Consider the following 21,752-nt stretch of genomic DNA (forward strand, 5'->3'; position numbering starts at 1 on the left):
CCTTTCGACGGATGTCTCAGAGCCAAGCGCCGCGGGCGGCGGCTTCATTCCCACGCCCTTCGACAGGCTCAGGGAGCGGACTGGTGAATCAGGCTGAATGAGCCCTGGTGGTGGCGACCTGATACAGGGCGACGGATGCCGCGATCCCGGCGTTGAGCGACTCGGTCGTCGCCGAGATCGGGATCGACACGACCTGGTCGCAGGTCTCGGTCACGAGGCGTGAGAGTCCCTTGCCCTCCGACCCCACCACGATCACGACGGGTCGGTCGGCGAGCTCGACCGCCGGCAGCGACACGTCGCCGCCGCCGTCGAGCCCGAGGACGAAGACGCCCTGCTTCTTGAAGTCCTTGAGCATCGAGGTCAGGTTGGCGGCGATGGCGACGGGGATGCGGGCTGCCGCTCCGGCGCTCGTCTTCCACGCCGCGCTGTTCACGCTCGCCGACCGTCGTTGCGGCAGGATCACGCCGTGTCCGCCGAACGCGCCCGTCGAGCGGATGATGGCGCCGAGGTTGCGCGGATCGGTGACACCGTCGAGAGCGACGAACAGCGGCGTCTCGCCGCGGTCGATGACCTTCTCGAGCAGGTCCTGCGGGTGCGCGTACTCGTAGGGCGGCACCTTCAGCGCGACGCCCTGGTGCACGCCGTCGAAGCCCGCCATGCGATCGAGCTCGGGTCGGGTGACCTCCATGACGGGGATCTCGCGGTGCGTGGCGATAGACAGCATCTCCTTGACGCGGTCATCCATCTCGACGCGCTGCGCGATGTAGAACGCGGTCGCCGGGATCTTGGCGCGCAGCGCCTCGAGGACGGAGTTGCGGCCCGTGACCGTTTCGGTGTCGTCGTCCTTCTTGGCACGGGTCTGGCGGTTGACACCGCCCCTTCCGGTTCCTGATCCCGTCGAAGGGTTGCCGCGACCACCGGCGGCCGCGTAGCGCTCGGCGGCCGCCTTGCGCTTGCCCGCCGGGTGCCACGCGCGATCCTCGGCCTTCGGCGTCGGTCCGCGGCCCTCCAGCGAGCGCTTGTTCTTGCCTCCGGTCCCCTTCAGGGGACCCTTCTTCTTCGGCTTGCCGGCGCCGGGGCGCCCAGGCTTGCTGCCTGCCATTAGTTCTCCTTAGAGCTGACGGGCGCATCGGCAAGAGCCCAGTGCGTGCCGTCGGCGGTGTCTTCGAGGGCGATGCCGGCCGCCGCGATCGCGTCGCGGATGCGGTCGGCCGCCGCCCAGTCCTTCGCGGCGCGCGCATCGGCCCGCTGCGTGATCATTGTCTGCACCAGCGCGTCGAGGGCGGAAGCCTCGGCCGTGGACTCCGCAGTTCGCCAGTGCGGGTCGAGCGGGTCGATTCCGAGGATGCCGGTCATGATCGCGACATCCGTGAACGCCGACAGTGTCGCCTCGCGCTCGCCGGTCTCGAGCGCGGTGTTGCCGTCTCGCACGCGCTCGTGCAGCACGGCGAGAGCCTGCGGCACGCCGAGGTCGTCGTCCATCGCGGCCGCGAAGCGTGCCGGGACCGAGCCGTCGATGTGCAGATCGCCGGTTTCGTCCTGGAGTGCCCGGATCGCGCGCTGCAGGAACCCACGGATGCGGTTCAGCGCCGCATCCGCCTCTTCGAACGACGAGTCTGTGATGTCGAGGCTCGAGCGGTAGTGCGCCGCGGCGAGCGCGTAGCGCACGACGAGCGGATCGTGTCGGGCAAGCACGTCCTCGGCCAGCCAGAAGTTGCCGAGCGACTTCGACATCTTCTGATCGCCGACCGTGACGAGACCGTTGTGCACCCAGTAGCGGGCGAACGGGTCGCCGGTCGCAGTGGACTGGGCGAGCTCGTTCTCGTGGTGCGGAAAGCGCAGGTCGAGTCCGCCGCCGTGGATATCGAACTCGGGCCCCAGGTAGCGGCGCGACATGGCCGAGCACTCGATGTGCCAGCCCGGCCGTCCCGCTCCCCACGGCGATGTCCAGGTCGCCGACGCGGGCTCGCCCGCCTTGGAGCCCTTCCAGAGCGCGAAGTCGCGGGGGTCGCGCTTACCGCGCGGATCCGCATCCTCCGCGGGCTCCATCGCATCCAGCGACTGCCGCGTCAGATCGCCATAGGACGACCATGAGCGCACGTCGAAGTACACGTCACCGATTCCGGTCCCTGAGCCTGTCGAAGGATAGGCATGCCCTGCCTCGATCAGTCGCGTGATGAGCTCCTGCATCTGCGGGATCGACGCGGTGGCGCGGGGCTCATAGGTCGGCGGGCGGATGCCGATAGCCGCATACGCGCGCGAGAACTCCAGCTCCATCCGATACGCGAGCGCCCACCAGGGCTCTGCCTGCGTCGCGTTGACGAGCACCTTGTCGTCGATGTCTGTGACATTGCGCACGAAGGTCACGCGCCCGTGGCGGGTTTCGAGCCAGCGGCGCAGGATGTCGAAGCTCAAAGCGCCGCGCAGATGCCCGATGTGCGGGCCCGACTGCACGGTGGGTCCACAGACATAGATCGTGACGTTCTCGGGATCGAGGGGCACGAAGTCGCGCAATGCCTGCGCCTTGGTGTCGTAAAGCCGAACTGTCACCGCACCAGCCTACCGGCGGGGCATCGGCCGAACCTGTGCGACGGAGGCGCTAGAACTGTAGGGTGCTCCACGTCCTCGCCGTCCTCGCGGCCGCCATGCTGTTCGGAACGACGGGCACCGCCCAGGCTCTCGGCCCCGAGGGCACCACCCCGCTGTCGATCGGGGTGATGCGCATGGTGATCGGCGGCACCGGACTCGCGATCTTCGCCTTCCTCCTGGCCTGGCGGCATGCCCGCCTCCGCGCCGCGGATGCACCACGGCCGGGCTTCGGCATCCGCCCCTTCTCGCTCATGGTGCTGACCGGCATCTGCATCGTGATCTACCAGCCGCTCTTCTTCCTCGGCACCGCCCGCAACGGCGTCGCCGTCGGCACCGTCGTGGCACTCGGGTCGGCGCCGATTCTCGCCGGTCTGCTCGAGTGGGCGCTCACCAGACGCGTGCCCTCGGCGACCTGGATGCTCGCCACCACCCTCGCCACGGTCGGCGTCGTGCTGCTCGGCTTCGGCGGCGAGGCCGGTGGCACGGGGGGCAGCGATCCGATCGGCATCCTCAGCTCGATCGGCGCCGGTGCATCGTTCGCGGTGATCGCGAACGCTCAGCGACGACTCCTGGATGCCGGGTGGGACCCGTTCACGGTCGTCGGAGGGATGGGGGCCAGCGCTGCCGTGCTGTCGGCGATCATCCTGCCCTTCGTCGACGTCGCGTGGCTTGCGACCCCAGCGGGTCTCATCATGGCGCTCTGGCTCGGCATCGCCACCATCGCCATCGCCTACGTGCTCTTCACATGGGGCCTGAGCGGTCTCACCGCGGCCACGGCCGCCACCCTCACCCTCGGCGAACCGCTCACGGCCAGCATCCTGGGCATCACGGTGCTCGACGAGCGGCTCTCAGCCCTCGCGATCCTCGGCCTCATCGTGCTCGCAGCGGGTCTCGCGCTGCTCGCGTGGGGGTCCCGATCACCACGGGATCCGCAGCCGTTCGCGCTCGAAGGGTGACCCCGGCCACCCTCTCCGTCGTGCGACACTGACAGCGCGATGAACAGCCCCGTAGAGATCCACGTCGACGACCTGAGCGGCGAGACCACGCTCGCACTCATCACCGCCCACCTCGCCGGCATGCACGACACGTCGCCGCCCGAGAGCGTCCACGCGCTCGACATCGATGGGCTGCGGCATCCGGCCATCACATTCTGGTCCGCGTGGGTCGACGGCGAGCTCGCCGGGATCGGAGCACTCAAGAGGCTGGACGCAGAACGCGGCGAGCTCAAGTCCATGCGCGTGGACGACCGCTTCCTCGGCCGTGGCGTGGGCCGCGCGATTCTGCGGCACATCGTCGTCCATGCGCGCGAGAACGGGCTGACGAGCCTGTGGCTCGAGACCGGCTCGACGCCGGAGTTCCTTCCCGCTCTGCGGCTCTACGAGAGCGAAGGCTTCGTGCGCTGCGGCCCGTTCGAGGACTACTCGCTCGATCCGTTCTCGGTGTTCCTCACGCGCACGCTCTGAAAGGTCCGACCTCACGCCGGAATGACCAGCGCGACGGCGAATGCCGCAACGCCCTCGCCTCGGCCGGTGAAGCCGAGCGCGTCGGTGGTGGTCGCCGACACCGACACGGATGCACCGCCGAGCGCGGCCGACAACACGGCCTCTGCCTCACCGCGGCGCGTCGAGAATCGCGGCCGATTCGCCTGAACCTGCACCGACACGTTGCCGACCCGCCATCCGGCCTCGCCCAGGAGTCCGAGCGTCCGGCCGAGGAACACGTCGGCATGCGCGCCGGCGTACTCGGGATGATCGGTGCCGAAATGGGTTCCGATGTCGCCGAGGCCGGCCGCGGCGAGCAGGGCGTCGACGATCGCGTGGGCGACGGCGTCGCCATCCGAGTGGCCCGAGAGCGCGGGCTCTCCCGGCCACTCCAGGCCGGCCAGCCACAGCGACCCTTCGCCGCCGAAGCCGTGGACGTCGGTGCCGAGCCCCACACGAGGATTGGCGGGGCGCGCGTCGAGACCGATCGACACCGGAGCGAGCGGGCTGGTCGCGACGAGCGACCGTGCCCTTTCGAGGTCAGCAGGTGTCGTGATCTTGAACGAGCGAGGATCACCCGCCACAACGAACACGCCGTGGCCGGCAGCGCCCACCAGGGCCGCGTCGTCGGTGAATTCGCGATCGGCGCCGCGGTAGGCGGCATCCAGGATGTCGCGACGGAAGCCCTGCGGGGTCTGCGCCGCCGCCAGCTCGTCGCGGTCGACGGCGTGCAGCACCTCGGTATCGGTGACGCGCTTGATCGTGTCGACGACGGGGAGCACCGGCAGGGCACCGTCACGGCCGGAGTCGATCGTGGCGATCACCCGCTCGAAGACCGCGGGCGGTGTGAGCGCCCTCGCTGCGTCGTGGACGAGCACGATCTCGACATCGGCCCACAGTGCCGCGAGACCGCTCGCCACGGATGCCTGGCGCGTGTCTCCGCCGGTGACGACCGAGACGAGGTCACGGCGGTCGCCTGCGGCTTCGAGGGCCTCAGTCAGCGCATCGCCCTCGCGCCCCCGCGGCGCGACGATGACGACCTGAGCCTCCGGCGCCGCGAACACCCGCGTGAGCGCGTGGCGCAGAATCGTGTGCTCGTCTATGCCGACGAAGGCCTTGGGCCCGCCGGCTCCGAGACGTTCACCGGATCCCGCCGCTACGACGATGACCGCGATACGAGGGACCGGCGTGATGCTCACGGCAACACGCTACCGGGCTTGCCGAGTCAGCTGGCCAGGACCTCGTCGAGGATGACGCCGGCGTGCTCTTCGTCCGTCTTCTCGGCGAGCGCGAGCTCGGAGATGAGGATCTGCTTCGCCTTCGCGAGCATGCGCTTCTCACCAGCGGAGAGCCCGCGATCCTGATCGCGGCGCCACAGGTCGCGGACGACCTCGCTCACCTTGATGACATCTCCGGAAGCGAGCTTCTCGAGGTTCGCCTTGTAGCGGCGCGACCAGTTGGTCGGCTCCTCGGTGAAGGGTGCTCGCAGCACCTCGAAGACGCGCTCGAGGCCCTCTTTTCCGATCACATCGCGCACACCGACCAGGTCGACGTTGTCGGCCGGAACCTCGATCGTCAGGTCTCCCTGGGTGACGCGGAGTTTGAGATAGACCTTCTCTTCACCTTTGATGACTCGGGTCTTCACTTCCGCGATCGTTGCGGCCCCGTGATGGGGGTAAACGACCGTTTCGCCAACCTCAAAAAGCATGGAGTTATGTCCTTTCGGCAACCTCCAGGATACCACAGGGGACATACGCTAAAGTTCTCCGCCCCACCCTTGGGCCGCTCCTCGCTCAGGCGCGCGCGTCCCCTAGACTGAGCGGGATGCCGTCGTCCGTCCTGGGAGGATCCGTGACCTTCATACACCGCACCCCTGGCGCGGCACTCACCGCGAGGCCCACGCGCCTCATCGCAACCGTCGCCGTCGGTGCCGCGCTCGCGCTGGGAACCACCGGTTGCAGCATGATCTCGCCGCAGTCCACGACGATCACGTATTCGGCCGCCGAAGGCGTCAACATCCACGGTTCCGGTCCCCTCGAAGTGCGGAACGCCTTCATCGTGGCGACCTCGGACGGTCGGGACGGCAACTTCGTGGCCGCGATCGTGAACCAGACCGATCAGTCCGAGACGCTTCACCTCGAGTTCGGTGAGGGCGCATCCTCGATCGAGAAGACCATCCGCGTACCTGCGAACACCGTCGTGAGCCTGGGCACCGCAGACACCGAGCCGCTGCTCCTCGAAGGGATCGATACCCTGCCGGGTGCCGACATCCCGGGGTACTTCCAATCCGGCGATGCCGAAGGCGTGCTGCAGTCGGTTCCCGTCCTCGACGGCGAGCTCAGCTACCTGGCAGACCTCGTACCCACGCCGGTCGAGACCAGCGACTGACGACCGGCGGGGCGGCGGCCGGGGTCACGCCTCGAAGCGATACCCCAGCCCGCGAACCGTGACCAGCATGGACGGCTCGCTCGGGTTGGCCTCGATGCGCGATCGGATCCGCTTGATGTGCACGTCGAGCGTCTTGGTGTCGCCGAAGTAGTCGCTCCCCCACACCCGGTCGATGAGCTGGCCACGCGTGAGCACGCGGCCGGCGTTGCGCATGAGCACTTCCAAAAGCTCGAATTCCTTGAGCGGCATGCTGATCTCCGAGCCCTCGACGGCGACGGTGTGGCGATCGATGTCGAGCAGCACGCGCCCGCTCTCGAGGACGCGGTCGTCGAGATCGGACTCACCCTGCGACTGACGACGCATCACGGCGCGCATCCGCGCGAGCAGCTCGCGCGACGAGTAGGGCTTCGTGACGTAGTCGTCGGCCCCGAGTTCGAGTCCCACGACGATATCGACCTCGGAGTCCTTCGCCGTCAGCATGATGATCGGCACGCCCGAATTCATCCGCACCTGGCGGCATACCTCGGTGCCCGGCATCCCCGGCAGCATCAGGTCGAGCAGGATGATGTCGGCTCCGCGCTCGCGGAACGCCGCGAGCGCTGCGGGCCCGTCCTCTGCGATCTCCACCTCATATGCCTCGCGGCGCAGGAGGTAGGCGAGCGGGTCGGCGAGATCCGGCTCGTCCTCGACGATCAGGACGCGGGTCATACGGTGTCTCCGTTCGTGGATACTGCTCGCGGCGCTTTGGCCGCGGATTGCCGCGGCTTGTTGCGCTTGCGCTTGGGTTTGGGCTGCACCTGATCCGGCGGAGCGTCGCTCTGCGGGAGGCGGATCGTGAAGGTCGAGCCGCGGCCGGGGCGCGACCACAGCACGACTTCCCCGCCATGGCGCTGTACCGCATGCTTCACGATCGACAGGCCGAGTCCGGATCCGCCGGTGCGACGGGATCGCGCCTGGTCGGCGCGATAGAACCGCTCGAACACCCGGTCCTGATCTCCCTCGGCGATGCCGATTCCACGGTCGGCGACGGCGATCTCGACGACGCCGTCCACGACTTTCACGCCGACCCCGACGCTGGATCCCTTCGGCGAGTAGGCGATGGCGTTCGCAACGAGATTTCCCACGGCCTCGCCGAGGACTTGCGCATCGCCGCGCACGTACATGCCGCGCGTCCCACCCCGCACCACCTCGACGCCCGCCGAGTCGGCCAGGATGGCGTGGGCCTCGACCGCCGAAGCGACGATCTCGTCGACGGAGACCACCCGCTCTTCGGTGAGCTCGTCGGCGGACTGCAGCCGCGAGAGGTTCATGATGCGCGAAGTCAGCAGCGCGAGACGGGATGCCTCGGCGGTCAGCCGGGCGGCGAAGATGCGGACCTGGGGCGGATCGTCGGCGGCGGATTCGATCGCCTCGGCGAGGAGGCTCACCGCGCCGACGGGCGTCTTCAGTTCGTGGCTCGTGTTCGCGACGAAGTCCCGCCGCATCTGCTGCACGCGCTCGCGCTCGGTGATGTCGCGGATCACGAGAAGGGTGAGTCGTGGTGAGATGCGCGATGCGCGCACCACCACGAGGCGCGGCTCCGCCGGGGGCGCCCCTCGCTGCAGTCGCAGGGTCGAGGTCGCCGGCGCGTCGGATGTGCGGACGGTCCTCGCGACTTCGCGAAGATCGCCTGTCGGGAGCGCCGAACCCTCGGTGAGGCTGAAGGGAAGCGCCGCGGAGGATGCCGCGAGCACCGTGAACGATGCATCGATGACGACGGCTGCGTCATCCATTCCGTGAAGCACTTCGCGGACGCCCTCAGGGATGTCGAGCGACGTATGCGCACGCACCTTGTCGCGTGCCCGCAACGAGGCGACGATGACGGCCGACAACGACCCCCCGATGATGACTCCGGCGAGGAGGGCAAGCAACGCGAGCTGCGTCCTGTCCATGGCACCAGCGTAGACGGGCTCACGGCGGCGAACCTGACCACTCGGAGCCTCCGGCATGTGTGCGCACTACTATTCACCGCGGGGGCACTGTCCGTTAACCTTCGGTGGCGACAATCGCCTGGGTCGCGAGGGTCATGCCTGTCCCTGGATCAGGAAAGGTGCTGCAATGCGCGAAGTGTTCCATCAGTCGCTCGAGGACGTGCAAGTCCGTCTCGTCGAGATCGCCGACCTCGTCACGATCGCCATCGACAAGGCGACGCGCGCGTTCAGCTCGAGCGACATCGCGCTCGCCGAAGAGGTCATCGAGGCCGACGCGATCATCGACGAGAAGGCCATCGCCCTCGACGAGCTGGCGATCGAGATCCTTGCTCGTCAGCAGCCGGTCGCACGCGATCTGCGGATCGTGGTGAGCGCGCTGCGCATCAGTGCGTCGCTCGAGCGGATGGGTGACATCGCCGAGCACATCGCGCAGCTCACGCGCATGCGCTTCCCCGAGCGGGCGATTCCCAAGGGACTCAAGTCGACGTTCACCAAGATGGGTGAACTCGACGTCGATGTGGCACGCCAGCTCACTGAGCTGCTGCGCACCCAGGATCTCGCCCTCGCGGACGAGATCCGCAACAACGACGACGCGATCGACGATCTGCACGTCAGCGTTTTCGAGAAGGTCCTGAGCGACACCTGGCAGGGCGAGGCATCGGCTACGGTCGACGCCACGCTCGCCAGCCGGTACCACGAGCGGTTCGCCGATCACGCCGTCTCGGTCGCGAAGAAGGTCCAGTACCTCGCGACCGGCGACTGGACGACCGACACCGACGCGATCGCGACCATCACGACAGCCTGAAGCAAGCCGGCGCGAAGGGATCGGATGCCTCCGGAAGGGGGCATCCGATCTTCGTCCCACCAGATCGATGAGACCCGTCGAGTCGACTTACTTGGCGCCTTGAGCAGCAACCGCAGCAGCACCGGCGGCCGCGGCATCCGGATCGAGATACTCGCCGGGACCGAGCGCGTTGAGCTCGTCATCCAGCTTGTAGACGAGCGGGATGCCGGTCGGGATGTTCAGCTCGGCGATATCGGCGTCGCTGATGCCCTCGAGGTGCTTGACGAGTCCGCGCAGTGAATTGCCGTGTGCGGTCACCAGCACGGTCTTGCCCGAGAGCAGGTCGGGAGCGATGTCACTCTCCCAGTACGGCAGCAGCCGGTCGATCACGAGGCTGAGCGACTCGGTGCGGGGGATCTCGCCGTCGATCCCGACGTACCGCGGGTCGTTGACCTGGCTCCACTCCGAGTCGTCGTCCAGAAGGGGCGGCGGCACGTCGAAGGAACGGCGCCACAGCATGAACTGCTCCTGGCCGAACTCCGCGAGCGTCTGCGCCTTGTCTTTGCCCTGCAGCGCGCCGTAATGGCGCTCGTTCAGGCGCCACGAGCGCTTCACTGGAATCCACAGCCGGTCGGCGGAGTCGAGGGCGATGTCAGCGGTCTGGATCGCGCGGCTCAGCACCGAGGTGTACAGGATGTCGGGGTGCAAGCCGGCTTCGGCGAGCAGTTCGCCGCCGCGCTTGGCTTCGGCCTTGCCCTGCTCGGAGAGGCGAACATCGACCCATCCGGTGAAGAGGTTGAGCTCGTTCCATTCGCTCTGGCCATGACGGAGGAGGATCAGCGTGTGGGGCGCGGTCATGAGCCCCATGATAGCCACCGTGCGGCGCGCCACCCGCCTGTCATCATGGGCTCATGGGTTCCGGTCGCTCCCCCGTCGGACAGGTGACCCGCGGCACGACGGGCACGAACCGGCTGCGGCGGGTCGACCGATGGATCGCGCGGCATCCGGCCCTCCGGCGGGCAGCGGACCCGCTCGTCGTCGACCTCGGCTACGGCGCAAGCGGCGTCACCACGCTCGAACTGCACGCGCGGCTCGCGCGCGCACGGCCGGATGTCGAGGTGCTCGGTCTCGAGATAGACCCCGCACGCGTGGATCGCGCACGCGCACAGCTCGCAGAGGTTCGGCAGGGTCGCACCGCGTTCGCGCCGGACGCGCGAGTCTCGTTCGCGCTCGGCGGCTTCGAAGTCCCGACCCCGCGAGGCAGGCGGCCCATCGTCATCCGGGCGATGAATGTCCTCCGGCAATACGACGAGCACGAGGTGGGCACCGCCTGGCAGCGGATGGCGTCGCGCGTCGACGCCGACGGACAGGTCGTGGAGGGCACGTGCGACGAACTCGGCCGGATCGTCACGTGGGTGGCGATCGGGCCGGATGCCGCGCCCCGCACGCTCAGTGTGTCGCTGCGGCTCGTGGGACTCGAGAAACCGTCGATCGCGGCCGAGCGCCTGCCGAAGGCGCTCATCCATCACAACGTTCCCGGTGAGCGGGTGCACGGCTTCTTCCGCGCCCTCGACGCCGAATGGGATCGGGCTGCGGGGTTATCGCCCTTCGGCCCGGTGCAGCGCTGGCAGGCGTCGCTGGGCGCCATGTCGGACGCGGGATGGCCGCTGCTCGGCCGCTCGCGATGGCGCCTCGGCGAGGTCACCGTGCCATGGGATGCGGTGGCTCCTCCCGGTCGTTGACCGAGCCGAAGGCGAGACGAAACGTCCCGAGCCGCCCAAGAGGTCAGATGCGCGGCACGCAGGCCCGCGCTTCGGCGGACGGCATGCCGGAGGCGACGAGCAGGTCGACGGCGAGCGGGCGCAGCGCCGCGATCAGGTTCTGGTCGCCGAAGCCTGCTCCGGGCAGCAGCACTTCGGGATCGAGCCGGGCCGCCACAGCCTTGAGCGACGCCTGGGCGACCGGCTCGAGCGAGATGTCGTCGAGCGAGTCGCGAATGACGTCGCACACAGCGAGGATCTCGCGGAGGACCTCGGCGGCGACCGGGCGTGCGACGCCGTCGTCGCACAGGTAGACGACTCGCCGCGCGACCACCCGAAGGTTGCGAGTGGCCAGATCCATTGACTGTCGAATGCGCTCGTGGCGGTCGAGGTCGAACCGCTGGCGCCGCAGGAACGGAGAGATCCGGGCGATCGCGAGTCCTGAGTCGAGCGACTCGCGCCAGCGGTCTACGAGCGACTGCAGTGCGCGCGCCTTCTCGAGTCCACGCCCTGCGCGCAGCCGGTCGCCGCGGCGAAGGGCCTGCGCGAGGGTTCTGGAGACACTGTCGATCGCCTGGAACAGCGCGCCCCCGTCCCGCACCTCTGCGGCACGAGGATTGCGCGGGATCAGGGCGGTGACCAGAAGCGCCGCTACTCCGCCCACCATCCCGTCGACGAGCCGCACCCACGGTGCCCCGGCCGGGATCACCATCACGATCAGCGATTGGATCGCGGCTGCGATCGCGAAGCCGGGCTGTGGCGACAGGAATCTCGCCGCCACGAGGGTGATCGCGAGCGCCAGGGCGAGCTGCCACCAACCAGGACCCGCGACGATGAGGAGGAGCTCGGCGACCAGGATGCCCACGAGCATTCCGATCACGGTCTCGAGAACACGCCGCGGACGCGCATCGCGTGCCAGGCCGAGACTCGAGACCGTCACAGTCGCCGCGAGAAGCGGGGCGGAATGACCGAGCACATACTCCGCGAAGACGAACGCCCCCGTCGCCGCGACCACGATCTGCAGGATCGGGACCGCCGATTCGCGCACGCGAGAGAGACGTCGCCGTGGATCGATTCGCGCCCGCCACCCCGTCGAGATGGGCGTCGTGAGCGCCGACGTGGGCGGCTGCGCTTCGCGGCCCTCGCTCACACGAGGATCACTTCGCAGCGGCGCGGCGCGAGAGCCTCGTCAGGCGGGGCACGTTCGCCGTCGCGCCGGCCTCAGGTGGGACGATGACCTCCTGAGCGGCCGTGATCCGGCCGTCGTCGGTGTCGACGGTGAGCTCCGCATCCACCGGTGTCGACCGGCGCAGCACTGCAAGCGCGATGGGTCCGTCCTCGAAGTGGAGCGCGGCGGAGGTGATCTCACCGACGGCGTCATCCCCGGCGAAGACGGCAGCGCCGCGCGGCGGCAGCACGCTGTCGCTGCCATCGAGCTGCAAGGCCACGACGCGGCGCGGCGGGTGGCCGAGGTTGTGCACCTTCGCGACCGTCTCCTGCCCGCGATAGCAGCCCTTGCTGAGGTGCACGGCGGTGCGCAGCCAGTCGAGTTCGTGCGGCAGCACGCGCTCGTCGACCTCGGCCGACCACCGCGGGCGCCATGCCGCCACTCGCAGCGCGTCGACGGCGACGAGTCCGGCCAGTGCAACGTCACCCGCATCGGCGGCGGCGGCGATGGCCCGCTCGTCGTCCCGCGTGATGATCGCCTCGGCCCAGTCCCGCTGTGCCCCGGGGTGCGGCTCGACGAGTGCGTATCCGTAGCCGCCGGCCGTGATGCCCGGCCAGGGATCGGTCCAGACGAGCGACGTGCCCGAGGGCGCCGCGGCGACGACATCCCGGATCGCAGCCGACGTGCCGCCGACGACGGCGTACTCCTCGTCGGCGTCGCGCGGATCGACCCGCAGGCGGAAGCGCATCTTGCGGAGCCACGACAGCAGCCCCTCGGCATCGTCGCGATCGACGATGAGCCACGTGGTCTCGCCGTCGTCGATGACGGATGCCGCGTGCTCCACGTGTCCGTGCGGATCGAGCACGAGCAGCTCGGTGCTCATTCCGGGCGCGAGGTCCGCGAGAGCCTGCGATGTGAGCGAATCGAGCCACGACAGACGATCCTCGCCCTCGATCGCCAGCACGGATCGGTCGCCGAGCGGTGCGACCGCCGAGCCGGACGCGAGTGCACGCTGCTCCCCCAGGGGATTACCCAGATGACGCACGCCGCGGTCGTCGACGACGGCTCCCGTCAGGCCTGCGAACACGTTCGAGATCACTGCATCCTCCGTCATTCGACGCGCGCCAGCCTCGCCGACGCGTGCGCCGCGAGCTCACGCCCCAGCGCCGCCATGTCCCACGCCCACAGCAGATGGCCGTCGACCAGTCCGTACATCCGGGATGCCGCGGCGTAGGTCTTGGCGGTCGCGGGGCGCACGACCGCATCCGTCGCGATGTCGATGCGGGGGCCCTTGATCTGCCCCAGATAGAGCTCCGTCACTCCGTCGGCGTGCACGATCGGCACTTCGATGTCGAAACCGCCGTCGGCGTTGCGCAGGGCCTCGACGTCGTCGGCTGTGCGGGGGGTGCGCTGGGTCGCAGGCGGCAGCAGGCCCGGCCCCGCATCGGCGTCGGTCGAGGGGCGAGCCAGCCGCCAGTAGCCGACTTCGGCGACGAGCAGAGTGGGCTGCGCGTCGGCATCGGCATCCGCGGGCGGGCCGAGCCACGCGCTCGCGGAGTAGTTCAGGTAGTCGCCGCCGTCATGGCTGAAGCTCACGCGATGCGTGAACTCGCCGGTGAACGCGTGGTCCGCGTAGTCGATGACGCCGGTGCCCTCCCAGACGCCGACGAGCCACGAGAGCGGCGCAAGGTCGGCGGGAAGATCGGTCGGCAGATCGAACACGTCTCGACCTGTCAGCGCTGGCCGCGGTACAGGTTCTTCAGCACCACGGCGGAGACGAAGACGATCGCGAGCGACGCGAGCGCCAGGAGGCCCACGAAGAAGAGTTCCAGCGCGACGAGATCCATGAGGTCGAGTCTATCCGCACCATCCCCGCCGACGGGCGGAGGCGCTAGACCGGAACGATCGTCGCCAGCCCGAACCCGAGGCTGATGATGCCCATCACGATCAGCGCGCCGAGGATGCTCGCCGCCACCCGCTGCGTGAACCCCTGCGAGCGGCCGGTCCGCAATTGGACCGCGAACGCCAGGATGAGGCAGACGCCAAGCCCCACTCCGAGCCACGCGGCGCGGGCGTCCGCTGCGACGAAAATGCCGATCGCGACCCCGATCACGGCGGCGGCGACCCACACCGCGATGACGCCGCCGATGGTGCGACGCGGAGCGAGTTCTGGAACGGCCACGACCTCATTGTCGCGCACGATGGCGCTTCGCGCACGGACGTCGCAGTCCGCCAATGCACATATGGCGGGTCAGATCAAGGGGAGCGTGCCCCGCCCCACGCTCTACACTGGGGGTTCACGGCGTCTGGAACGCCGGGAGGGTGACGCATTGGCACAGCTTCTGGTCTTGAGCTCCACACACGGGGCCGGCCCTGTCCTGCCCTCGCTCGAGCTGCTGAGCCATCGCGTGCGCCAGATCCCGGCAGAGCCGGCCCAGCTCGTGAACGCCCCGAGCGCCGATGTCATCTTCGTCGATGCGCGCGTCGACCTCGTCGGCGCCAAGTCGCTCTGCAAGATCCTCAACACGACCGGGCTTGACGCGCCTCTCCTTCTCGTCGTCACCGAGGGCGGGCTGACGGCCGTCTCGACCGACTGGGGCGTCGACGATGTCATCCTCGTCACCGCGGGTCCCGCCGAGGTCGACGCGCGGGTGCGCCTCGCCATCGGCAGGCAGACGGCCGAGCAGGTCTCGACACGGATTCAGACATCCGGCATCTCGATCGACGAGTCGTCGTACTCGGCGAAGGTGCACGGCAAGCCGCTCGACCTCACCTACAAGGAGTTCCAGCTGCTGCACTTCTTCGCGACGCACCCGTCGAGGGTGTTCACCCGCGAGCAGCTGCTCAGCGAGGTGTGGGGCTACGACTACTTCGGGGGCACCCGCACCGTCGACGTCCACGTGCGGCGCCTGCGGGCGAAGCTCGGCGACCTCGAGCAGCTCATCGGCACCGTGCGCAACGTCGGCTATCGGTTCAACGTGTACGAAGAGGATCAGCTGCCGGCACCGCGCGAGCGCACCGGCTCCTGACGCCCCGTTCTACGGGCGTCCAGTTGTTCACACGCGCGACACCTCACCCTGCAATGATGAGGGGATGATCGAACACGAGGTGCTCGACGCGGGGCTGGGCGACGCGGACGACGACGACTTCGACCTTTCGGAGGCCTTCGACTCGCAACTGCCCGACAATCGCTATCTCGACCGTGAACTGAGCTGGCTCGCCTTCAACCAGCGCGTGGTGGAGCTCGCCGAGGACCCGACTCTGCCGCTGCTCGAACGGGCGAACTTCCTCGCCATCTTCGCCAGCAATCTCGACGAGTTCTTCATGGTGCGGGTCGCGGGCCTCAAGCGCCGCATCGTCACAGGACTCGCGGTGCCGACCAACGTGGGACGCGCCCCGCAGGAGGTCCTCGCGGACATCTCGGCCGACGCGCAGGCGCTGCAGCTGCGACATGCGGATGCCTGGACGAAGCTCGTCAAGCCCGCCCTCTCCGACGCCGGCATCGACATCGTGTCGTGGGACGACGTCGATGACGAGCACCGCGCCAAACTGTACGACTACTTCCACGCGCAGGTCTTCCCGGTGCTCATGCCGCTGGCCGTCGACCCCGCACACCCGTTCCCCTACATCTCCGGCCTCTCGCTGAACCTGGCGATCCGCATCCGCAATGCACGCACCGGCAGGCAGGAGTTCGCGCGCATCAAGGTGCCGCCGATGCTCCCGCGCTTCGTGGAGCTCCCCCACAACGGAACCACCGTGCGGTTCCTCCCGCTCGAGGAGCTGATCTCGAACCACCTCGAAGACCTCTTCCCCGGCATGGAGATCCTGGATCACCACACCTTCCGCCTCACTCGCAACGAGGATGTGGCGATCGAGGAGGATGAGACCGAGAACCTCATCCAGGCGCTCGAGGCCGAGCTGCTGCGCCGCCGCTTCGGCCCCCCGATCCGTCTCGAGGTCGGCGATGACATGGACACCGTCACGCTCGACCTCCTCATCAGCGAGCTCGACATCACCGCGCAGGAGGTCTACCGCCTGCCCGGACCGCTCGACCTCCGCGGGCTCTTCGACCTCGCCAAGATCGATCGTCCCGATCTGAAGTATGCGGCGCACGTGCCGACCACGGCCGTGGCGTTCCAGCCCGCCGAGCAGAATGGCCGCACCGACTTCTTCTCGGCGATCCGCAAGGGCGACGTGCTCGTCCACCACCCCTACGAGTCCTTCGCCACCAGTGTGCAGGGCTTCCTCGAGCAGGCGGCCCGCGATCCGCACGTGCTCGCGATCAAGCAGACGCTGTATCGCACGTCCGGCGACAGCCCCATCGTGCAGGCGCTCATCGACGCCGCCGAGTCGGGCAAGCAGGTGCTGGCCCTCGTCGAGGTGAAGGCGCGCTTCGACGAAGCGGCCAACATCGTGTGGGCGCGCAAGCTCGAAAAGGCCGGCGTGCACGTCGTGTACGGGCTCGTGGGGCTCAAGACGCACTGCAAGCTCGCTCTCGTCATCCGCGAAGAGGACGGGGTGCTGCGCCACTACAGCCACGTCGGCACCGGCAACTACAACCCCAAGACCAGCCGGATCTACGAGGACTTCGGGCTGTTCACCGTCGACGACCAGGTGGGCCGAGACCTCACGCGACTGTTCAACGAGCTGTCGGGCTACGCGATCGAGAAGAAATTCAAGCGGATGCTGGTCGCTCCGCTCCATCTGCGGAAAGGCCTGCTCCGGCATATCGACAAGGAGCGCCGAAACGCGATCGCCGGCAAGCGAGCCCGCATCCGGATCAAGGTCAACTCGATGGTCGACGAGCAGATCATCGACGCGCTCTATCGGGCCAGCCAGGCGGGCGTGCCCGTCGAAGTGTGGGTTCGCGGCATCTGCGCCCTGAAGCCCGGGGTCGAGGGGATGAGCGAGAACATCCGAGTGCGCAGCATCCTCGGTCGCTATCTCGAGCACTCCAGGATCTTCATGTTCGACAACGACGGGGACCCGCAGGTCTTCATCGGCAGCGCCGACATGATGCATCGCAATCTCGACCGTCGCGTCGAAGCCCTCGAACGGGTCGTGGCGCCCGCCCACCTCAAAGAGCTCGCGGATTTCTTCGAGCTCGCGATGAGCGACGCCACCAGCTCGTGGTGGCTCGGACCGGACGGGGAGTGGACGAGGCACAGCGTCGGCGAGGACGGCAAGGCGCTCGTCGACCTTCAGGACCGCACGATGGCCAATGTCCAGCGTCGCCGCCGGGCCAGGGCGGTGCGATGACCGAGACCGCGATCTACGCGGCCGGAGGCGTCGTCTGGCGTGTCGTCGATGACAAGCTGATGGTGCTCCTGATCCACCGGACGCGCTATCGGGATGTCACACTCCCCAAGGGCAAGGTCGATCCCGGCGAGATGCTCGCCGAGACCGCGGTGCGCGAGATCTTCGAAGAGACGGGCATCCGCGCGGCGCTCGGCGTTCCGGTGGGCGTGTCGCGTTACAACCTGCCGAGCAAGCGGCAGAAGATCGTGCACTACTGGGCGGCCGAGGCGACGGATGCCGCGATCCGCACGTCGGCGTTCGTGCCCAACAACGAGATCGCCGCGCTCGAATGGGTCACGACCAAGAAGGCGGTGTCGCGCCTGAGCTACCCGGTCGATGTCGAGATCCTCGAGAACTTCATCCGGATCGTCGACGAAGGAGTGCTCCGGACGTTTCCGATCGTCGCCCTCCGCCACGCGAAAGCCCTCAGTCGTGAGGAGTGGCACGGCAAGGATGTCGCGCGACCGCTCTCGGCGCGCGGACGCAAGCAGGCGGACGCGATCGTGGGTCCGCTGCTCGCGTTCGGGGTGCGCAAGATCATCTCGAGCCCGGCAACGCGGTGCATGAAGACCGTCAAACCCCTGGCGGTCGCGATCAGGCGCAAAGTCAACGCGAGCCCGCTCATCAGCCAGGATGCCTGGGAAGAGGGGCAGTCGGACTCCCGAGCCGTCATCGGTGCGCGGGTACGTGCCAGAAAGCCGGCCGTGCTGTGCAGCCACGGCCCCGTGCTCCCCGAGATCATGAACGAGCTGGCGCTCGCCACCGGCACGCTTCGCGGCTCCTACCTCGGGAGCGCGTCAGCTCTCGAAACCGGCGCATTCTCTGTCGTGCATATGTCCGTCGACAATCCCGGATCGGGGATCGTCGCGATCGAGACGCACGAGCCCAAAGTCTGACGGCCGGGCGCCGGTCGGATTCTGCGAGCGATCGCTGTGGGTCGCTCCACGTGCGTGGGCGGTGTTCACCTTCCGTTCACCACGACAACGCACTCTGGTAAGGGTCGACTCCTACCGTCGGGGCGAGCCCTGCACCGGGCCCACACCCTGACAACCTTGAAGGAACCACAGTGAAGCTCTCCCGAATCGCAAAGATCGGCGCCGTCGGCGCGATCGCTGCCCTCGCTCTTGCTGGTTGCGCCTCGAACGAAGGCGGCGGCACCTCGCCCTCCGACGGCGGCGGAACCGCCCTGACGGGCACCCTCAGCGGCTCGGGCGCCACCTCCCAGCAGGTGGCCGTCCAAGCGTGGACCGCAGAGTTCCAGACGGCCAACCCCGACGTCACCGTCGACTACGACCCCGCGGGCTCGGGCACCGGCCGCGAAGCCTTCCAGTCGGGCGCCGTGTCCTTTGCCGGCTCCGACCGCGCGTTCAAGATCGAGGAGATCGAGGCCGGTCCGTTCGACGCCTGTGCCGAGGGCTCCGACCTGGTCGAGATCCCCGCGTACGTCTCGCCGATCGCCATCGCCTACAACGTCGAGGGCGTCGACACGCTCAACCTCGACGCCGCCACGATCGCCGGTATCTTCGCCGGCACGATCACCAACTGGAACGACGACGCGATCGCCGCGACGAACTCGGGCGTCACACTGCCCGACCTCGCGATCACGCCCGTGCACCGCTCCGACAAATCGGGCACCACGGCCAACTTCACCGACTACCTCGCACAGGCGGCCGGCGACGTGTGGACGTACGGCTCGGTCGAGGAATGGCCGATCCAGGGCGGCGAGGCAGCTCAGGGCACCTCGGGTGTCGTCAACGCGATCAAGGGCGGCAACGGAACGATCGGCTACGCCGACCACTCGCAGACCGCTGACATGACCTCTGTCAACGTCCAGGTCGGCAGCGAGTGGGTCGAGCCGTCCGCCGATGGCGCCGCGATCGCTCTCGACGCCTCCAGCATCGAGGAGGGCCGCGCGCCGACCGACCTCGCGTTCGCGATCGACCGCACCACCGAAGAGTCCGGGGCGTACCCGGTCATGCTCGTCAGCTACCTCATCGGCTGCGTCGAGTATGCCGACGCCGACGCCGCCGCACTCGTGAAGGGCTTCTTCACGACGGCCGTCAGCGAGGCCGGCCAGCAGACCGCGGCCGACAACGCGGGCAGCGCCCCGATCTCTTCGGAGCTCGCCGCACAGTCGCAGGCCGCGATCGACGAGATCAAGTAATCCAGGTTCGGCCCCGGACCACGACGACAAGTCGGTCCGGGGCCGAACGCCCACTCCGCAACATCCATGGCGACAAGAACGGACGACATGACAGCCGCCCCCGCCGCGACGAAGATCCAGGCAAAGCAGCGCCCGGGAGATCGGTGGTTCTCGGGAACGGCGCTTGCTGCCGGCGGAATGATCCTGGTCACGCTGGCCGCCGTTGCGATCTTCCTGATCGTCCAGTCCATCCCGGCGATCGGCGCGTCATCGTCCCAAGCGTCGCTTCTGACGACGAACTTCTTCGACTACGTCTGGCCGCTCCTGTTCGGCACGATCTGGGCAGCCCTGCTGGCGCTGCTCATGGCCGTCCCGCTCTCGCTCGGCGTCGCACTCTTCATCACCCACTACGCACCGCGGCGCATCGCGCAGGGTCTCGGCTACATCGTCGACCTGCTCGCGGCCGTCCCCTCGGTCGTCTTCGGCCTCTGGGGGATCCTGGTGCTGGCCCCCGCCGTCCAGCCCGTCTACGTGTGGCTCAACACCTACATGGGCTGGTTCCCGCTGTTCGGCGGGGAGGTGTCCGCGACGGGCCGCACGATCTTCACTGCGGCGATCGTGCTCGCCGTCATGGTCGTGCCGATCATCACGGCGATCTGCCGCGAGATCTTCCTGCAGACCCCTGTCCTCCACGAAGAGGCGGCGCTCGCTCTCGGTGCGACGCGCTGGGAGATGATCCGAATGGCGGTGCTGCCGTTCGGCCGCAGCGGCATCGTCTCGGCATCCATGCTCGGCCTCGGCCGTGCCCTCGGCGAGACGATGGCCGTGGCGATGGTCCTGTCGGCGACCGGCACCGTCACGCTGCAGCTCTTCACCTCGACCAACCCCTCGACGATCGCTGCGAACATCGCGCTGACCTTCCCCGAAGCCTTCGGCACCAACATCAACGTGCTCATCGCGACCGGCCTCGTACTGTTCGTCGTGACGTTCGCGGTCAACTTCATCGCCCGGTGGATCGTCAACCGCCGCAAGGAATTCTCGGGGGCCAACTGATGACCATGACCGCCACCCCGCCGCGACCCGTCGTGACGACCCCGACGGCGAGCCTCACCGCCGGCCGCCTCGCCCCCTGGGCCGTCTGGAGCATCCTGGGCGGATCCATCGCGATCATGCTCGTGATCTTCGGGCTGATGGCTGTCACGAGTGGTGAAGACCTCAACATCGCCGGATGGGCGGTCTCTGCCGGACTGCTCTACCTCGTGCTGATCTTCGTCATCTCGACGATCGTCGAGAGCCGTCGCAAGGCGGTCGACCGCCTCGTCACGGGCGTCGTCACCGCAGCATTCGTGATCGCGATGGTCCCGCTCGTCTCGGTGGCCTGGACCGTGCTCGTCAACGGAATCGCGGCGCTGAACGCGGAGTTCTTCACGTCCTCCATGCGCAATGTCGTCGGTGAGGGCGGCGGCATCCTGCACGCCGTCGTCGGCACCGTCCTCATCACCGGCGCTGCGGCCATCATCTCGATTCCGATCGGCCTCATGGCCGCCATCTACCTCGTCGAATACGGCAAGGACAACCGGCTGGCGCGGGGCATCACGTTCCTCGTCGACGTCATGACCGGCATCCCGTCGATCGTCGCCGGTCTGTTCGCGTACGCGCTTTTCGCCCTCTTCCTCGGCCCCGGCATCCGCATGGGCTTCATGGGGTCGATCGCGCTCGCGGTGCTCATGATCCCGGTCGTCGTCCGATCCACCGAGGAGATGCTGCGCCTCGTTCCCAACGAGCTCCGCGAGGCGGCGTACGCGCTCGGGGTGCCCAAGTGGCTGACGATCACGAAGGTCGTGCTGCCGACCTCGATCGCCGGCATCACGACCGGAATCATGCTGTCGATCTCCCGCGTCATCGGTGAGACCGCCCCGCTGCTCATCACAGCCGGGTTCACCAACAGCATGAACTACGACCTGTTCAGCGGGCGCATGCAGACCCTCCCGGTGTTCACGTACACGCAGTACGCCAATCAGGGCATTCCGCCCGAGGCCTACCTCGACCGCGCCTGGGGCGCCGCCCTCGTGCTCATCCTGATCGTGATGGTGCTGAACCTCGTCGCCCGCATCGTGGCGAAGGTGTTCTCCCCCAAGACCGGTCGCTGACACTCGCCTACCCGAAAGAAC

General features: G+C 68.3%; 22 protein-coding genes. 11 read left to right on the plus strand and 11 right to left on the minus strand.

Annotated elements, in window-relative coordinates; genetic code table 11:
* Positions 1-88: 88 nt before the first annotated feature.
* Positions 89-1,102, minus strand: a complete 1,014-nt coding sequence (rlmB, locus tag ABD188_RS16700; protein ID WP_344064887.1) for a 23S rRNA (guanosine(2251)-2'-O)-methyltransferase RlmB — start codon at positions 1,100-1,102, stop codon at positions 89-91.
* A complete protein-coding gene (gene cysS / locus ABD188_RS16705; RefSeq protein ID WP_344064890.1) occupies positions 1,102-2,550 on the minus strand; it encodes a cysteine--tRNA ligase in 1,449 nt (482 codons plus the stop codon). Before cysS ends, rlmB begins: the two co-directional genes overlap by 1 nt.
* A 62-nt stretch (positions 2,551-2,612) precedes the next feature.
* Between cysS and ABD188_RS16710 the strand changes: the two genes are divergently transcribed.
* Entirely contained in the window at positions 2,613-3,545 is a 933-nt protein-coding gene (locus ABD188_RS16710; protein ID WP_344064892.1) for a DMT family transporter, read from the plus strand.
* Positions 3,546-3,584: 39 nt separating this feature from the next.
* Positions 3,585-4,052: a GNAT family N-acetyltransferase gene (locus ABD188_RS16715; RefSeq protein WP_344064895.1), complete on the plus strand. Its 468-nt coding sequence runs from the start codon at positions 3,585-3,587 to the stop codon at positions 4,050-4,052.
* Between the two features lie 11 nt (positions 4,053-4,063).
* Here ABD188_RS16715 and ispD read toward each other — a convergent pair whose 3' ends face one another.
* Positions 4,064-5,269, minus strand: coding sequence for a 2-C-methyl-D-erythritol 4-phosphate cytidylyltransferase (gene ispD / locus ABD188_RS16720; protein WP_344064898.1), 1,206 nt, complete (start codon positions 5,267-5,269; stop codon positions 4,064-4,066).
* 26 nt (positions 5,270-5,295) lie between these two features.
* Complete coding sequence (locus ABD188_RS16725; RefSeq protein WP_344064901.1) at positions 5,296-5,778, minus strand: CarD family transcriptional regulator; 483 nt, start codon at positions 5,776-5,778, stop codon at positions 5,296-5,298.
* A gap of 116 nt (positions 5,779-5,894) precedes the next feature.
* Here ABD188_RS16725 and ABD188_RS16730 point away from each other — a divergent pair, with 116 nt between their 5' ends.
* Entirely contained in the window at positions 5,895-6,458 is a 564-nt protein-coding gene (locus ABD188_RS16730; protein ID WP_344064904.1) for a DNA modification methylase, read from the plus strand.
* A 24-nt stretch (positions 6,459-6,482) separates the two neighbouring features.
* Here the strand turns inward: ABD188_RS16730 and ABD188_RS16735 are convergent, their stop codons facing one another.
* Positions 6,483-7,166 (minus strand): response regulator, encoded by a 684-nt coding sequence (locus ABD188_RS16735; RefSeq protein WP_344064907.1) that lies wholly within the window; start codon positions 7,164-7,166, stop codon positions 6,483-6,485.
* Positions 7,163-8,389, minus strand: a complete 1,227-nt coding sequence (locus tag ABD188_RS16740; protein ID WP_344064910.1) for a sensor histidine kinase — start codon at positions 8,387-8,389, stop codon at positions 7,163-7,165. The genes ABD188_RS16735 and ABD188_RS16740 overlap by 4 nt, the downstream gene beginning before the upstream one ends.
* Before the next feature lie 166 nt (positions 8,390-8,555).
* On the opposite strand from ABD188_RS16740, the gene phoU reads away from it, so the two are divergent.
* A complete protein-coding gene (phoU, locus tag ABD188_RS16745) occupies positions 8,556-9,233 on the plus strand; it encodes a phosphate signaling complex protein PhoU (protein ID WP_344064913.1) in 678 nt (225 codons plus the stop codon).
* A gap of 87 nt (positions 9,234-9,320) precedes the next feature.
* Here phoU and ABD188_RS16750 read toward each other — a convergent pair whose 3' ends face one another.
* Positions 9,321-10,070 carry a phosphoglyceromutase gene (locus ABD188_RS16750; protein ID WP_344064915.1) on the minus strand — a complete coding sequence of 250 codons (750 nt, stop codon included), beginning with the start codon at positions 10,068-10,070 and terminating at the stop codon, positions 9,321-9,323.
* A gap of 53 nt (positions 10,071-10,123) precedes the next feature.
* On the opposite strand from ABD188_RS16750, the gene ABD188_RS16755 reads away from it, so the two are divergent.
* Entirely contained in the window at positions 10,124-10,954 is an 831-nt protein-coding gene (locus ABD188_RS16755) for a class I SAM-dependent methyltransferase (RefSeq protein WP_344064918.1), read from the plus strand.
* Positions 10,955-10,997: 43 nt separating this feature from the next.
* Here ABD188_RS16755 and ABD188_RS16760 read toward each other — a convergent pair whose 3' ends face one another.
* The 4 genes from ABD188_RS16760 to ABD188_RS16775 form a co-directional block, all read right to left on the minus strand.
* Complete coding sequence (locus ABD188_RS16760) at positions 10,998-12,122, minus strand: FUSC family protein (RefSeq protein ID WP_344064921.1); 1,125 nt, start codon at positions 12,120-12,122, stop codon at positions 10,998-11,000.
* Between the two features lie 7 nt (positions 12,123-12,129).
* A complete protein-coding gene (ygfZ, locus tag ABD188_RS16765) occupies positions 12,130-13,254 on the minus strand; it encodes a CAF17-like 4Fe-4S cluster assembly/insertion protein YgfZ (protein WP_344064925.1) in 1,125 nt (374 codons plus the stop codon).
* Positions 13,251-13,862 (minus strand): nitrobindin family protein, encoded by a 612-nt coding sequence (locus tag ABD188_RS16770; protein ID WP_344064927.1) that lies wholly within the window; start codon positions 13,860-13,862, stop codon positions 13,251-13,253. The genes ygfZ and ABD188_RS16770 overlap by 4 nt, the downstream gene beginning before the upstream one ends.
* Before the next feature lie 169 nt (positions 13,863-14,031).
* The gene (locus ABD188_RS16775) at positions 14,032-14,322 is read right to left on the minus strand and encodes a hypothetical protein (RefSeq protein WP_344064929.1); all 291 of its coding nucleotides are present in this window, start codon (positions 14,320-14,322) and stop codon (positions 14,032-14,034) included.
* A gap of 148 nt (positions 14,323-14,470) precedes the next feature.
* Here ABD188_RS16775 and ABD188_RS16780 point away from each other — a divergent pair, with 148 nt between their 5' ends.
* The 6 genes from ABD188_RS16780 to pstA all read left to right on the plus strand — a co-directional run bounded on the left by ABD188_RS16780 (position 14,471) and on the right by pstA (position 21,731).
* Positions 14,471-15,169, plus strand: coding sequence for a winged helix-turn-helix domain-containing protein (locus ABD188_RS16780; protein ID WP_344064932.1), 699 nt, complete (start codon positions 14,471-14,473; stop codon positions 15,167-15,169).
* Positions 15,170-15,233: 64 nt separating this feature from the next.
* Positions 15,234-17,399 carry an RNA degradosome polyphosphate kinase gene (locus ABD188_RS16785; RefSeq protein ID WP_344064935.1) on the plus strand — a complete coding sequence of 722 codons (2,166 nt, stop codon included), beginning with the start codon at positions 15,234-15,236 and terminating at the stop codon, positions 17,397-17,399.
* Positions 17,396-18,334 (plus strand): NUDIX hydrolase, encoded by a 939-nt coding sequence (locus ABD188_RS16790; RefSeq protein ID WP_344064938.1) that lies wholly within the window; start codon positions 17,396-17,398, stop codon positions 18,332-18,334. The genes ABD188_RS16785 and ABD188_RS16790 overlap by 4 nt, the downstream gene beginning before the upstream one ends.
* Before the next feature lie 170 nt (positions 18,335-18,504).
* Entirely contained in the window at positions 18,505-19,602 is a 1,098-nt protein-coding gene (gene pstS, locus ABD188_RS16795) for a phosphate ABC transporter substrate-binding protein PstS (protein ID WP_344064941.1), read from the plus strand.
* Positions 19,603-19,689: 87 nt separating this feature from the next.
* A complete protein-coding gene (gene pstC / locus ABD188_RS16800) occupies positions 19,690-20,634 on the plus strand; it encodes a phosphate ABC transporter permease subunit PstC (RefSeq protein ID WP_344064944.1) in 945 nt (314 codons plus the stop codon).
* A 5-nt stretch (positions 20,635-20,639) separates the two neighbouring features.
* On the plus strand, positions 20,640-21,731 hold the full coding sequence (gene pstA, locus ABD188_RS16805; RefSeq protein ID WP_425561355.1) for a phosphate ABC transporter permease PstA: 1,092 nt from the start codon (positions 20,640-20,642) through the stop codon (positions 21,729-21,731).
* The last annotated feature ends 21 nt before the right edge of the window (positions 21,732-21,752 follow it).

Source organism: Microbacterium pumilum, from assembly GCF_039530225.1.
Taxonomy (GTDB): Bacteria; Actinomycetota; Actinomycetes; order Actinomycetales; family Microbacteriaceae; genus Microbacterium; species Microbacterium pumilum.

What these genes read in the sequence shown, in the direction of transcription:
- pstC (WP_344064944.1), top strand. Translation starts at nt 19,690, where the DNA reads ATGACAGCCGCCCCCGCCGCGACGAAGATCCAGGCAAAGCAGCGCCCG.
- ygfZ (WP_344064925.1), bottom strand. Translation starts at nt 13,254, where the DNA reads ATGACGGAGGATGCAGTGATCTCGAACGTGTTCGCAGGCCTGACGGGA.
- ABD188_RS16790 (WP_344064938.1), top strand. Translation starts at nt 17,396, where the DNA reads ATGACCGAGACCGCGATCTACGCGGCCGGAGGCGTCGTCTGGCGTGTC.
- ABD188_RS16755 (WP_344064918.1), top strand. Translation starts at nt 10,124, where the DNA reads ATGGGTTCCGGTCGCTCCCCCGTCGGACAGGTGACCCGCGGCACGACG.
- ABD188_RS16725 (WP_344064901.1), bottom strand. Translation starts at nt 5,778, where the DNA reads ATGCTTTTTGAGGTTGGCGAAACGGTCGTTTACCCCCATCACGGGGCC.
- phoU (WP_344064913.1), top strand. Translation starts at nt 8,556, where the DNA reads ATGCGCGAAGTGTTCCATCAGTCGCTCGAGGACGTGCAAGTCCGTCTC.
- ABD188_RS16750 (WP_344064915.1), bottom strand. Translation starts at nt 10,070, where the DNA reads ATGACCGCGCCCCACACGCTGATCCTCCTCCGTCATGGCCAGAGCGAA.
- ABD188_RS16730 (WP_344064904.1), top strand. Translation starts at nt 5,895, where the DNA reads ATGCCGTCGTCCGTCCTGGGAGGATCCGTGACCTTCATACACCGCACC.
- rlmB (WP_344064887.1), bottom strand. Translation starts at nt 1,102, where the DNA reads ATGGCAGGCAGCAAGCCTGGGCGCCCCGGCGCCGGCAAGCCGAAGAAG.
- ABD188_RS16715 (WP_344064895.1), top strand. Translation starts at nt 3,585, where the DNA reads ATGAACAGCCCCGTAGAGATCCACGTCGACGACCTGAGCGGCGAGACC.
- ABD188_RS16735 (WP_344064907.1), bottom strand. Translation starts at nt 7,166, where the DNA reads ATGACCCGCGTCCTGATCGTCGAGGACGAGCCGGATCTCGCCGACCCG.
- ABD188_RS16740 (WP_344064910.1), bottom strand. Translation starts at nt 8,389, where the DNA reads ATGGACAGGACGCAGCTCGCGTTGCTTGCCCTCCTCGCCGGAGTCATC.
- ABD188_RS16785 (WP_344064935.1), top strand. Translation starts at nt 15,234, where the DNA reads ATGATCGAACACGAGGTGCTCGACGCGGGGCTGGGCGACGCGGACGAC.
- pstA (WP_425561355.1), top strand. Translation starts at nt 20,640, where the DNA reads ATGACCGCCACCCCGCCGCGACCCGTCGTGACGACCCCGACGGCGAGC.